This window comes from Vibrio crassostreae, assembly GCF_024347415.1.
Taxonomy (GTDB): domain Bacteria; phylum Pseudomonadota; class Gammaproteobacteria; order Enterobacterales; family Vibrionaceae; genus Vibrio; species Vibrio crassostreae.
Genome location: NZ_AP025476.1, coordinates 1,806,079 through 1,819,473, shown reverse-complemented (window position 1 = coordinate 1,819,473; position 13,395 = coordinate 1,806,079). Strand labels below are relative to the sequence as shown.

9 protein-coding genes are annotated in these 13,395 nt (G+C 43.6%); 6 read left to right on the top strand and 3 right to left on the bottom strand.

From position 1 onward, the window contains the following. Nucleotides 1-42 precede the first annotated feature (42 nt). From OC193_RS08385 to OC193_RS08375, 3 genes are read right to left on the bottom strand one after another with little or no spacing between them, the layout of a single operon-like run. Nucleotides 43-2,700, bottom strand: a complete 2,658-nt coding sequence (locus tag OC193_RS08385; RefSeq protein ID WP_048661950.1) for an MlaD family protein — start codon at nucleotides 2,698-2,700, stop codon at nucleotides 43-45. Next, nucleotides 2,687-3,970: a paraquat-inducible protein A gene (locus OC193_RS08380; RefSeq protein ID WP_048660782.1), complete on the bottom strand. Its 1,284-nt coding sequence runs from the start codon at nucleotides 3,968-3,970 to the stop codon at nucleotides 2,687-2,689. The genes OC193_RS08385 and OC193_RS08380 overlap by 14 nt, the downstream gene beginning before the upstream one ends. A gap of 54 nt (nucleotides 3,971-4,024) precedes the next feature. Continuing rightward, the gene (locus tag OC193_RS08375; protein ID WP_048666384.1) at nucleotides 4,025-5,821 is read right to left on the bottom strand and encodes an ABC transporter ATP-binding protein; all 1,797 of its coding nucleotides are present in this window, start codon (nucleotides 5,819-5,821) and stop codon (nucleotides 4,025-4,027) included. Between the two features lie 89 nt (nucleotides 5,822-5,910). On the opposite strand from OC193_RS08375, the gene OC193_RS08370 reads away from it, so the two are divergent. From OC193_RS08370 to OC193_RS08345, 6 genes are all read left to right on the top strand, one after another. Continuing rightward, on the top strand, nucleotides 5,911-6,402 hold the full coding sequence (locus OC193_RS08370; protein WP_017630025.1) for a GAF domain-containing protein: 492 nt from the start codon (nucleotides 5,911-5,913) through the stop codon (nucleotides 6,400-6,402). Between the two features lie 97 nt (nucleotides 6,403-6,499). Beyond that, on the top strand, nucleotides 6,500-7,123 hold the full coding sequence (gene proQ / locus OC193_RS08365; RefSeq protein ID WP_017057223.1) for an RNA chaperone ProQ: 624 nt from the start codon (nucleotides 6,500-6,502) through the stop codon (nucleotides 7,121-7,123). Nucleotides 7,124-7,140: 17 nt separating this feature from the next. Next, entirely contained in the window at nucleotides 7,141-9,135 is a 1,995-nt protein-coding gene (gene prc / locus OC193_RS08360; protein ID WP_048661952.1) for a carboxy terminal-processing peptidase, read from the top strand. Between the two features lie 274 nt (nucleotides 9,136-9,409). Continuing rightward, nucleotides 9,410-10,093 carry a hypothetical protein gene (locus OC193_RS08355; RefSeq protein ID WP_048660785.1) on the top strand — a complete coding sequence of 228 codons (684 nt, stop codon included), beginning with the start codon at nucleotides 9,410-9,412 and terminating at the stop codon, nucleotides 10,091-10,093. Nucleotides 10,094-10,310: 217 nt separating this feature from the next. Continuing rightward, nucleotides 10,311-12,917: an aminopeptidase N gene (gene pepN, locus OC193_RS08350; protein ID WP_048661953.1), complete on the top strand. Its 2,607-nt coding sequence runs from the start codon at nucleotides 10,311-10,313 to the stop codon at nucleotides 12,915-12,917. Between the two features lie 227 nt (nucleotides 12,918-13,144). After that, nucleotides 13,145-13,363, top strand: coding sequence for a DUF2835 domain-containing protein (locus OC193_RS08345; protein WP_004733645.1), 219 nt, complete (start codon nucleotides 13,145-13,147; stop codon nucleotides 13,361-13,363). Nucleotides 13,364-13,395 lie beyond the last annotated feature (32 nt).

The window sequence follows — 13,395 nt, the reverse complement described above, 5'->3', positions numbered from 1 at the left end:
TTTTGATGAAGAATTAATCTTCCTGGAATGTCAGGGGATTCACTATGGGCGAGGAATCGCAGTTCTCCATGACTTCCACTCATCTTCGGCTTTAGGATAGAGGTAGAAAGACTGATCTTCGCTAGCCACTGGTTGAAGTTCATTCGTCGGTGGCGTTGAGAATGTAATACCACCTCGTAATAAACTGTCTACCGTTCCAGCTTTGATGTTTGCGCCTGACAGACCGATAGAGACATCGACGCCCGATACGTTCCAGAACACAGTGTTTGCGCGGATTAGGTAGGCATAGTCTGGCTCGATTTGAATTGTAGAGATGATACGGTCAGCAAACTCGCCTAGCTGAACATCGATAACACTGCCGATTTCTAGCTCACGGAATAGGATAGGTGTGCCTTCAGATACCGAGCCTCGCGTTTCGCTTTGTAGCTGGAATATCTTACCTTCAGGCTGCACTGGTCCCTTGCTGAGCTTAAATTTCGTGTTTCTTTCGCCTTTGCCAGGATCTACATTTATGTGCTTAGAGAGCAGTGCAGAGACGTTTTTGATGCCGTTAAGGCCAATCTCAGGTTCAGCCAACCAGAAGTGACTGTTCGCCACCGCAATCTTGTCGACGTACTCTGGTAAAATACGCGCAGTAATTTCAATACCGCCCTTGTTGAAGTTCGGAATCACCAAAGTAACCTCACCAACAGTGACACCTTGATATTTGATCGCCATGCCCTTGCTGACTTCTTGATCGCCGGAAGAGGTGATGGTAATCGCGCGGCCAAATTTTCGAGCGGATTTCGAATCTTTATAAAGCTTCCACACATCGCCGAGTTTGTTGTCGATTCCCGGCAGAGAGTCAAAAGCAATACCGCCTTGGATAAGGGTTTTAACCGGTGCAGCTTTAATACTTATACCCGATAGCGACGCATCAACCTCAACGCCTGAACGGTTCCAGAAAACGGTATGTTTATTGAGTAAGTGCGTGTAACGATTTTCGATCGTGACCTTAATTCTTACGCCACCGTCTGCAAGCTGAAAATCAGAAATACTACCCACTTGTAGGTTGCGGTAGAGTAGTGGGCTGCCTTTAGAAATTGATGGTAGTTCACTCGCAAACAACGAAAGCGTCTTTGAACCCGACTGATTAAACTTGGCGATTTCTGCTAACGATTTACTTTGGAAAAGCTGGTAATTCGTTCTAGCCTCAGATTTGCCTTCACTCACAAAGCTAATTGAGCCAGTAAGAAGCTGCTTCGCCGGCGGGACCGTAACACTCAGGCCTGATTCGGTTAGTTCTGCCGTCGCACTGCCTGTCACAAAGAAACGGTTGTGGCTTTTGATAAGGTGCGCGTATTCATTATCGATAAGTGCATCCATGAAGACTTCGTGTTTATCAGAGCCCGTCCCAACACCATCAACCAATCCCACATGGATGATAGAGCCAACAGCAATACCTTTGTAAAGAAGCTGTGTACCGACATCCAGCCCGAATGAATTGTTTGAGGTTAAGCGAATCGCGACCGACTTTTCTTGTTCCTGACTGAACTCGTTTTTACGGATCGCAGTAAATCGACGTGCTTTTTCACCTTCACCCGGTACCAAGGTTAAAAAGTTACCTGTCACTAAGTTGGCAATATTTTTCATGCCTGTAAGCGATAGTTCTGCTTCTTCTAGAACGAATTTACTGCCGCTATTCAAAAAGTCACTGAATGCAGGCTGGATAGCGGCAGATGCAACGACGTTTTCGCGCCCTTCACTTAAGGATAAGTCAGTGATTTGACCGATTTCGATTCCTCGATACATGATCGGAGCACCCGTTGCACTGATCTTATTATCATCGGGAACGGCGATCTTGATAGAGATACCACGACCCGCTGTTTTCAAATCTGGGTAGAGCTTGAACTTGGTATTCATCTCAACCGGTTGGCCTTCTCCTGGAGAGTCGACCGCAATTGAACCGCCAAGCAATGCACTTAGGCTTTCTAAGCGAACATCAACACCAGAAAAACCAATACTTGCACCCAAACCACTGACATTCCAAAAGCGGCTTTGGTCGGTGATGATATGGCTGTATTCGTCTTTAATCGACGCTTGAATCGTAACGGATTTAGCGTTGTCGTTTAGTTGGTAGTTGTAAACTTCACCAATTGGAATTTTGCGGTAAACGATTTGAGAACCAACAGACACACCGCCTAGATCTTTGGTCGTCAGTGAAATATTCAAACCTTCAGAAGCCAGTAAGTCGGAAGGGGATGATTCTAAGGCTTGGAAAACGGTTTCTGGGTCTTCTTTGGTTTCGCTCGGGTGTATAGCAATATAGTTACCTGAAACAAGAGCGTCTAACCCTGAGATACCCGACAAACTTGCCGTTGGCTTCACAAGCCAAAAACGAGTGCCTTTTGAGAGAAGCTTCTTAGCTTCTGGGTAGATGTCAGCATCAACGTAGATGCTCGATAAATCTTTGGACAAGGTGATGTCACGCACCATACCCACCTCTAAGCCTTGGTAACGAATCGTTGTTCGACCTGCGACTAAACCTGCGGCATCTGAGAAGTATATCTGCACACGTTGCCCAGCATCGTGTATCGATTTCATGACCAACCAACCGGCTAATGCAACGGTTAATATCGGTAGAATCCACAAAGGTGAGATGCCTTTGTTTTTCCTTACTTCTGGTGAATATGACGTTTGTGATTGGTTATCGTTGTTCATTCACTGACTCATCTTTAGAGGTGTAGTTATCCCAAATTAGCCTAGGATCTAAGCTTTCCGCTGCCAGCATCGTGAGAACAACTACGACGCCAAAAGCGACTGCACCATAACCTGGTGTAAAGTTTAAAATCTGTCCACGGTCGACCAAGGTCATCATGATCGAAATAACGAACAGGTCCATCACCGACCATTTCCCCACCCATTTCACAATGAAATAGATGGTCATGCGTTGTCTGTGGTAAACGGCGCGCTTCATCTTGATACAGATTAAGATGTATGCGAGGCCGAGAATTTTCGCGACGGGCACGACGATACTGGCAATAAAAATGATCGCTGCAATGCCATACATATCGCTATTTATCAGCGACGCGACACCAGAAATTATTGTGTCTTCTAGCCTTTGTCCGTTTGTTATAAGGATAGAAATCGGAATAACGTTGGCTGGCACAATAGCCACTGATGCGGCAAACAGCAGAGCCCATGTCTTCTGTATAGAGTAGGGCTTGCGGTGGTATAAGTCATGGTGACAACGCACGCAAGTATGTCCATCCGGTTGAGATAGGTGGCAGTTGTGACAGTGTATGTTCTTACTTTCAGCAAAAGAGTAGTCAGATTCTTTTGCCCAAGCTTCCCAGTAGCGACGCACACTGATACGGCTTACCAATAATACGCTGAAAAGTTGCAGAAGAATCAGGCCAACCAATCCTGGGCCTACAAAAATATCTGAGTAATCTTGCAGTTTGAAACATGAGACCGCCAAACTTACCAGAAACACATCCAACATCATCCAATGTTTGAGGGTCTGAATAATGGCTAATGCATAGCGAAAGGGTGTGAAGATCTTAAAACGCAGTGATACATGGGTGATGAGCACCGAGCTACATACAAGCAACGGAGCGATCGAACTGCAGAACAGAATCAGCAAACCAAGCAAAGGGAAACCTTCGCCCATTAAGGTAAAGACGCCGGATGGTAAAGTCGCGGGTATCATGACACCAATCAAGCGAATGCTGATGAATTCGAAAAAGTGCGATGGGATAAATAGCAATAAACAAGTGACAGCGATTGCTAGGTTTCCAGACAGGCTAGGAGTGCCGCCTCTATAAAGCTGAGTGCCACACCTTGGGCAGTAAGCGGATTTCCCTAAAGGGATGTCCATTTTATCAACGGGGAGTTCGCAGCCCTGACAAAGGCGCACTGAGCTACTATCGCATTGATGCTGAGTTGATAAAGGGTTGGTGGGGAATGGGGAGGTCACGCGACCTCCCAAGTTGAAACGTCAGTTAGGCTCGATGCCCGATTTAAATGCTTAGGACTACAAACATCAGGCGTGCGATTGCACACTGCCGTAGAGTGTTTGATAAAGTCCTTGTTGTTCAACCAATTCACCATGTGTTCCCGTTTGTGTGACTTGCCCATCTTCTAAAACATAGATTAGATCGGCTTGTTTCACCGCTGATAATCGATGAGCCACTATCAAAGTTGTGCGATCTTTCAAAAACTCGCTCAACGCTTTATGCAGTGCTGACTCTGTTGCTGTATCGAGTGCAGATGTCGCTTCATCAAGAATAACAAACTTAGGATTGCTCAGCACCATACGAGCTATTGCTAAGCGTTGTCGTTGACCGCCAGACAGTCGGACGCCATTCCTACCAATCTGTGTATCTAAGCCATTGCTGAGTTGCTTGATGACATCTTGCATTTGAGAGACTTCAAGCGCACGCCACAACGACATTTCATCGTATTCAGCACCAAGGGTCAGATTATGCCTCAATGTATCGTTAAAGAGTATAGGTTGTTGTAAAACAACGGCAATTTGATTACGTATTACATCAAAGCTGATGTCGTCGGTTGTTTCACCGTTATAGCGAATGCAACCTGAGTCCGCTTGGTAAACCCCAATTAGCAACTGGATTAAGGTAGATTTACCACCACCACTCGCACCCACCAAAGCGACTTTCTTACCTGCAGGGATGTGTAGTGATAGCCTATTTAAAACAGTGTTTTCTAATGTGTAAGAGAATGTAACGTCTTCGATGTCGACTGTCACTTCTTGATCTTCATAAAACGGGTTTACTTTGCTAATCGGGCGCTTCTCTTCTTCTAATTGAAGTAGATCGTTGATGCGTTGCAGTGCCGCTTTTGCACTATACCAAGAGAATTGAATCCCTAGCAGCTCTTGAACCGGGCCCAACATGAACCATAAGTAACCAAATACCGCAAAAATCTGACCAATGGTTAAGTCACTGAATAGAACCATTAGCATAGCGACAGCGCGGAAAAGCTCGAAACCTAACAAGAAGAGGAGAAACGAAACGCGGCCAGCAGCTTCAGATTGCCAAGCGTATTTGTCGGCATCGATTCTTACTTGGTTTGCTTGAACCTTAAGCTCATCGAGAAAAATGCGTTCTTTATTCGCTGCACGCAGTTGGTAAATGCCATCTAAGGTTTCCACCAAGCGATTCTGAAAGCGTTCGAAAGATTGGTTCTCGTACTTTTTAAGGTGCTTAACCTTGCTGCCTAGTTTACGAGAGAAATAAATAACAACAGGATTGACCAGTAGAATGAACAACCCTAAACGCCACTCTAACCATAACAACACGATCGCGGTGCCGAACACAGTTAAGAAGCTGATGAGGAACTTAGATAGCGTTGAGCCAATGAACTTATCGATTGTCTCTATGTCTGTTATTAGGTGAGCATTAATACCGCCGCTGCCTTTGGTCTCGTATTGTCGAATACTAATACGGCCAAGCTTATCTATCATCTTGCTACGCATTTGATAGGTAATTGTTTTGGAGACGAGCGTGAATTGACGCCCTTGTAGAATGTTCAACGCTTGGTTAACGGTACGCATGATAATGACTAACAGTAAAGTCAGTGCAATATAGCCAGTGGGTGTCTGCAACGATGTTGGAAGTAGGTGGTTCATCATATCTAAGCCAGAAGCCGGCTTATCAAGTAATACTTCATCAACCATTAATGGCATGAGCAACGGGATAGGGACACTGATGAGAGTTGCAAGTATGGCAATAATGTTAGCAAACAGTAATTTGGACTTGTGTTTTTTTACTTGAGTTATTAACCAAGAACGGCTAATAGTGTCTTCTGAATTGTTCATTGTAATGAGAATAAGTCCTATTTAGTTTGATGGCCGCATTCTACTGCGTTCTCTTGATAATGGAAGTCTCAATTTAATTGGAAGTTAATATGAAAATAGAACATTACCAACGCTTAACCAAACAAGCCGTTGCATTAATTGAATCAGAAACCGATCTAACTGCTAATCTTGCTAATATCAGCTCATTATTGTTCATGGAATTGGATGACTTGAATTGGGCGGGTTTCTATTTAATGAAGCAAGATCAAGCTAAGGAAAAAGACGAACTTGTACTGGGTCCCTTTCAAGGCCAACCTGCTTGTGTGCGAATTCCGGTAGGGCGTGGGGTGTGTGGAACTGCGGTTGCGACGAATACAGTTCAGCGCATTCATGATGTTCATGAGTTCGAAGGTCACATCGCTTGTGACGCTGCAAGTAACTCAGAAATCGTAATTCCGTTCTCTATTGGTGGAAAAATAGCGGGTGTTCTTGATATCGATAGCCCAAATGTTGGCCGTTTTTCTCAAATTGACGAGGACGGATTGACATTTTTCATGGCAGAAGTGGAAAAGCTGCTTAATTCGCACGCGAACAAGGCATAAATTATTCTCTTACTGTGGTTTTTCCCAAGCATCTCTCTATAATACGTAAAAATATTTTCTTAATGCTCGCGGAAAACCGCAAAAACCAGGAACCCACATGGAAAACACTGAAAAGTTAAAAAACAGCAAAGAAGTTATCGCATATATTGCTGAATGTTTCCCTAAATGCTTTACTCTAGAAGGTGAAGCGAAGCCACTTAAAATTGGTATTTTTCAAGATCTTGCTGAACGTCTTAATGAAGACGAAAAAGTAAGTAAGACTCAGCTTCGTGCAGCGTTAAGACAGTACACATCATCATGGCGTTACCTGCACGGCGTAAAAGCTGGCGCAGAACGTGTTGACCTAGACGGCAACGCGTGTGGCACACTAGAAGAAGAGCACGTTGAACACGCTAAAGCTACACTTGCAGAAAGCAAAGCGAAAGTTCAGGCTCGTCGTAAAGAACAAGCACAAAAAGCTCGTGAAGAAGGCAAAGCGAAACCTAAGGCGAAGAAAGCTCAACAGCCTCGTCGTCAAGCGCCTAAAGCACCAAAAGTAGAAAAGCCTGTAGAAACACGCGCTTTGAACGCTGACGAATTCATCGCTGGCAAAGAAGTGAATGTGAACATGGGTAAAGGAAACATGGCTGCGACCATTGTTGAAATCAATAAGGAAGATGTGCGTGTTCAGTTAGCAAACGGCCTACAAATGGTTGTTAAAGCGGAGCACTTGCGCGCTTAAAGGAGATACTCCTACGCATGAAATGCCGTTCAAAATTGACACTGATTGCTGCTAGCTTTTGGCTAGCAGCTTCAGCTCAGGCTCTCGAAGCCAAATTAGATCAGGACGATTTACCTCTACTCGCTCCTGAGGTCCAACACGAAACTGCTAGTAAACGTGTTACTTCTCGATTTACTCGTTCTCACTATAAACACTTCAATCTCAACGATGATTTCTCTCAAGCTATCTTTAATCGTTACTTAGAGATGCTGGATTATAATCGTAATATCTTCACTCAAGCTGATATTGACTCTTTCTCTGCGTCATCTAAACAAATTGATGATCAGCTGAAATCGGGCAATAACCAGATTGCATTTGATGTTTATAATCTGTCTATGCAGAAGCGTTTTGAACGTTTTCAATATGCATTGTCTTTGCTAGATACAGAGATTAAGTTTGATACCGATGAAAGTATTGAGCTAAATCGTAGCGAAGCGGAATGGCCAAAAGATATCGCTGAAGTGAATGAGCTTTGGAGAAAACGCGTTAAATACGATGCGTTGAATCTAAAACTTACTGGTAAAGAGTGGCCAGAGATTCAAGAAGTTTTGGAAAAGCGTTACAACAATGCGATGAAGCGTATTACGCAGTCGCACAACGAAGATGCTTTCCAGATCTACATGAACGCATTCGCGCGTGAAGTTGATCCGCACACCAGTTACCTTTCTCCAAGAAATGCAGAGCAATTCCAATCCGAGATGAACCTATCTCTAGAAGGTATTGGTGCTGTACTTCAGATGACAGACGACTACACCGTTATTCGATCTTTAGTTGCTGGTGGCCCTGCGTCAAACAGCAAACAATTGAGTGATGGCGACCGCATTGTCGGCGTTGGTCAAGATGGCGAAGAGATTGTTGATGTTATCGGCTGGCGTTTAGACGATGTAGTACAACTTATCAAAGGCCCGAAAGGGACCAAAGTTAAGCTACAGATCTTGCCAGATGGTAAAGATGCAAAAAGTCACGTTGTCACAATTGTTCGCGATAAGATTCGTTTAGAAGACCGCGCTGTTAAATCAGAAGTGATCGAGAAAGACGGCAAGAAGATTGGTGTACTAGAAGTACCAAGCTTCTATGTTGGTCTTTCTAAAGATACCGATAAACTGATCACCGAGCTTAAAGAGCAAGGTGTTGAAGGTATTATTGTTGACCTTCGAAACAACGGTGGTGGTGCACTGACTGAAGCAACCGAACTCTCTGGTTTGTTTATCAAAGAGGGACCTGTTGTTCAGGTTCGTGATAGCTACGGTCGTGTCAAAGTGAACAGTGATACCGATGGCCAAATCAGTTACCAAGGTCCGTTAACGGTATTGGTGAATCGCTATAGTGCTTCAGCATCTGAAATCTTTGCAGCAGCGATGCAAGATTACGGTCGTGCAATTATCTTGGGTGAAAACTCTTTCGGTAAAGGTACGGTGCAACAGCATCGCTCTTTGAATCATATTTATGATTTGTTCGATAAAGAGTTGGGTTACGTTCAATACACAATCCAGAAATTCTACCGAATCAATGGTGGTAGTACGCAAAACAAGGGCGTAGTGCCTGATATTGCTTACCCAACGCCAATTGATCCTGCCGATACTGGTGAAAGTGTTGAAGACAATGCTCTTCCTTGGGACAGCATCGACAAAGCGAAGTACTCAGTGTTACAGCGTAACGATGAGCAAATCGCAGCGTTGACGGCTAAACACCAAGCTCGTATCGCAACAGACATGGAATTTGGCTTTATCGCGCAAGATATTGAAAAATATAAGGCAGATAAAGACGACAACGACCTTTCTCTTAATGAAAAGGTTCGTCAACAAGAGAGTGATGATGCGGATGCGCTTCGTCTAGAGCGTATTAACCAACGTCAAAAAGCTGCTAAATTAGAGGCATTTAAAACGTTGGATGATATTCCAAAAGACTACGAAGCCCCGGATGCTTATCTTGATGAATCAGTTGCTATCATGCTGGATATGATCAAGAAATAAACAGAATGCCTGTTAAAAGGTGATTGTTTAAAGACGTACTATTTAAAAAGCGAGCTTAGGCTCGCTTTTTTGTGTCTATGATTTGACAGGAATATCTGATTGTAACCGTTGAGATTGTCGTAAAGAACACTCAATGTTAAGGGGCATTTAGCTCTGTTTTTCGTTGAATAATGACATTTAAGTTACTTCGCACTTAAAATTTAGTGACTTGGATCATATTTTTTCGCTTTCTAATCATTACGTGCCTAAGCTTAAAGAAAACGAGGGGGCACATATGAAGTGGATTCTACTAATTTTATCTTGTTTAAGTTTTGTTGCTTTTGGGAGCGAGGTTGCTTCGAACAGTCAACAATCAAAAAGTGATAGTAATCTATCTCATTTTGACCTTCCTTTGTTGCTTGGCGATTGGTATTTGATGAATCCAGATCCTGAGCAAGGTACTGAAAACTTTAGAGCAATCAAACTCACTCTCGATTCCAATTACTCATTCACTATCGATATCCAAAAGAAAGACTATAGTGTTGATCATTGGGAAGGTTTGTATAACGCCAATGAAGATACGATTATTTTGGGTTTGAATACTTCTGAGCCCCAAGTTTACGCGTACAGCAGCAATCATAATATGCTGAATCTTAATGGTGTTATGTTCACCAAAGCCTTGCCCAACGCTCTGGCTGGAATATGGTCAAGCGCCGAACTGTCTGGAAGCGATTTGCGTGCGAGTAACATTCAAAAAATGGATTTAGTGCTTCAACCTGATTTTATTTTCATGTTTCGAGTATCAGATGAAGAAGGCGGTGAAGTCATTCGTCGCGGTGTGTATTACACCGAAGGCGACCAGCTAGTGTTACTTTATGAGAACGGTGAACACGGTACTCGATATACACTGAACAGCGATGTCTTGACGCTGCAAGGTGAAGAGGGAGACATGTTCGCAGTGCTTAATCGCATACGTTAAGTACGAGTTTTATCCATAACATCGGCTCGTTGAAAATATGGTACACAGTTCATTTCTTAGCCTTTCCTTTCTGATTTGATTGATAAAATAGCAAAACATGGAGGCATTTTCTTACAATGCCTCCTTTTTTTAATATTCCTCTTGTGTTCTTGGCGTTCAACCTTTAGATATATACAGTTAACAAATAATTACGTATAACGATCAAAAGGAACCCGTCATGGCACATACACCTCAAGCCAAGTATCGTAAAGATTATCAATCACCATCTCACACTATTTCTGATATCGATCTTACTTTCGATTTATACGATTCAGCATCCATTGTTACGGCTATTTCTAGTGTTAAGCAGGAGAAAGACAGCGCGACATTAGTACTTGATGGTGAAGGCTTGAAGTTGGTTTCTGTTTTGGTTGAAGGCAACGAATGGACTCAGTACGAGCAGTCTGAAACTCAACTGACGCTGAATGACCTTCCAAAAGAATTTACTCTAACCATCGTTACTGAAGTTAACCCTGAAGGGAATAGCGCACTTGAAGGCTTGTACAAGTCGGGTGGTGCGTTCTGTACTCAGTGTGAAGCCGAAGGTTTCCGTCGTATTACTTACTACATGGATCGCCCAGATGTGTTGGCGAAATTCACCACCACAGTAATCGCAGACAAAGCAGAAAACCCATTCTTATTAAGCAATGGTAACCGTGTAGATGAAGGCGAAGCTGAAAACGGTCGTCATTGGGTGAAGTGGCAAGACCCACATCCCAAGCCGGCATACCTATTTGCTTTAGTTGCGGGTGACTTCGATGTACTTCGTGACGCATACACCACACAATCGGGTCGCAAAGTTGACCTAGAAATCTTTGTTGATAAAGGCAATCTAGACCGTGCAAACCACGCGATGGTTTCTTTGATTAACTCAATGAAGTGGGACGAAGAGCGTTTCAATCTTGAATACGACTTAGACATCTACATGATCGTTGCCGTTGATTTCTTCAACATGGGTGCGATGGAAAACAAAGGCCTGAACGTATTTAACTCTAAGTTTGTTCTAGCAAACGACCAAACTGCAACGGATACAGATTACCTAGGTATTGAAGCGGTAATCGGCCATGAATACTTCCACAACTGGACTGGTAACCGAGTGACTTGTCGCGATTGGTTCCAGTTAAGTCTGAAAGAAGGCTTAACCGTATTCCGTGACCAGGAGTTCTCGTCTGATCTTGGCTCTCGCGCAGTAAACCGAATCAACAACGTTCGTATTATTCGCGGGCCACAATTCGCTGAAGACGCAAGCCCAATGTCACACCCAATTCGTCCAGAAAAAGTGATAGAAATGAATAACTTCTACACACTGACTGTTTACGAAAAGGGCAGCGAAGTGATCCGAATGATCCACACATTGTTGGGTGAAGACGGTTTCCAAAAAGGCATGAAGCTTTACTTTGAACGTCATGATGGCACGGCTGCAACATGTGAAGACTTCGTCGCGGCAATGGAAGATGCATCTGGCGTTGACCTATCTCAGTTCCGCTTATGGTACAGCCAGTCTGGTACGCCGACGCTGTCTGTTGAAAGTCATTACGATGCAGAAAACAAACAATACACGTTAACAACTCGCCAATTAACGGCACCAACGCATGAGCAAACTGAAAAGCAGGCTTTGCATATCCCTCTGGATATCGAGCTGTACACGGCTTCAGGTGATGTTGTTGAGTTACAATGTAACGGAAAGCCAGTTCATAACGTATTAGATGTCAAAGAAGCGGAACAAACCTTCGTGTTTGAAAACGTTTCTGAACAACCAATCCCATCACTACTTCGTGAATTCTCTGCGCCAGTGAAATTGGAGTACGACTATTCAGATGAAGAGCTTATCTTCTTGATGGTGAATGCGCGCAATGAGTTCTCTCGTTGGGATGCTGGTCAAATGCTATTGGCGAAGTACATTCGCAGCAACGTTGAGAAGGTTCAACAGGGTCAAGCATTTGAGCTTTCTGATTCTGTTGTTGATGCATTCCGTGGCGTACTGCTGAGTGATTCACTAGAGCCTGCGTTTATCGCAGAAATGCTTTCACTGCCAAGCCATAATGAAGTATCAGGTTGGTACGAGCGTGTTGATATTGATGCGGTCGCATCTGTTCTTAACTCAATGAAAGTAACATTAGCCGCTGAGCTTGAAGACGAGTTAGCTGCGGTTTATCACAGCAATGCTCTCACTGAATACACAATCGATCACGATTCGATTGGTAAGCGCACTTTACGTAAAGTTTGCCTAAGTTACTTAGCGCACACAGAACAGGGTAACGATTTGGTTGTTGCAATGTACCAACAAGCAAACAACATGACCGATACAATGGCAGCAATGGGTGCGGCAAACAGTGCGCAACTACCATGTCGTGAAACCTTGATGGCGGATTACAGCGACAAGTGGAAACACGATGGTCTTGTTATGGATAAGTGGTTTGCTCTACAAGGTACAAACCCAAGTTCCAATGCTCTTGAAGTGATCAAAGCATCGATGTCACATCAAGCGTTTAGTTTGAAGAACCCGAACCGAACTCGCAACTTGGTTGGTTCATTCTTAAACATGAACCCGGTACAGTTCCATGACAAGTCAGGTCAGGGCTATGAGTTTGCTGGCGAGATCTTGCGTGAGCTTAACAGCAGTAACCCGCAAGTTGCTTCACGTCTGATTGACCCGCTTCTTAAATTCCGTAAGTACGATGATGAACGCCAAGCTCTGATCAAGAAAGAACTTGAGACTTTAAAGGGGATGGACAACCTAGCTAAAGACTTATTTGAGAAAGTAACGAAGGCACTAGAAGCTTAAGTTAAACGTTCTCAAGTAACGGTTTACTTAAATCTGTTTACTTATCAAGAAAAGTCGTCAGTGGTAGAGAATATCTGCCACTGATTTTTTGTTTCTGGTTCATCGAATTTTCGATAAGCTAGAGCAGTTTCAAGTTCAGTTTCAAGTTCAGTTTCAAGCTAGGTTTCACAGTCAGACATCGTCAAGTGCCAAAAAATACTGGCACTGTATATTTATACAGGTATCGTATGAATCGCTATATTTTCCAACTTAACATCTCATATCAGCAGTTTTTAGCCAGCTATTCTGGTGCGGCAAGTAAAGTTCAAGTGATAACAACAACAGGTTTACGTTTACAGTTACCTGCAACTCGATTCAGACCATTTCTTACACAAATAGGGGTTAGAGGGCAGTTTAGGCTGACAACTGACCAAAAAAATAAGTTTATTAAGTTGGAAGCTCTGTAAACCTTGGCGTGCCTAGTGAGTTAAAAGGAATC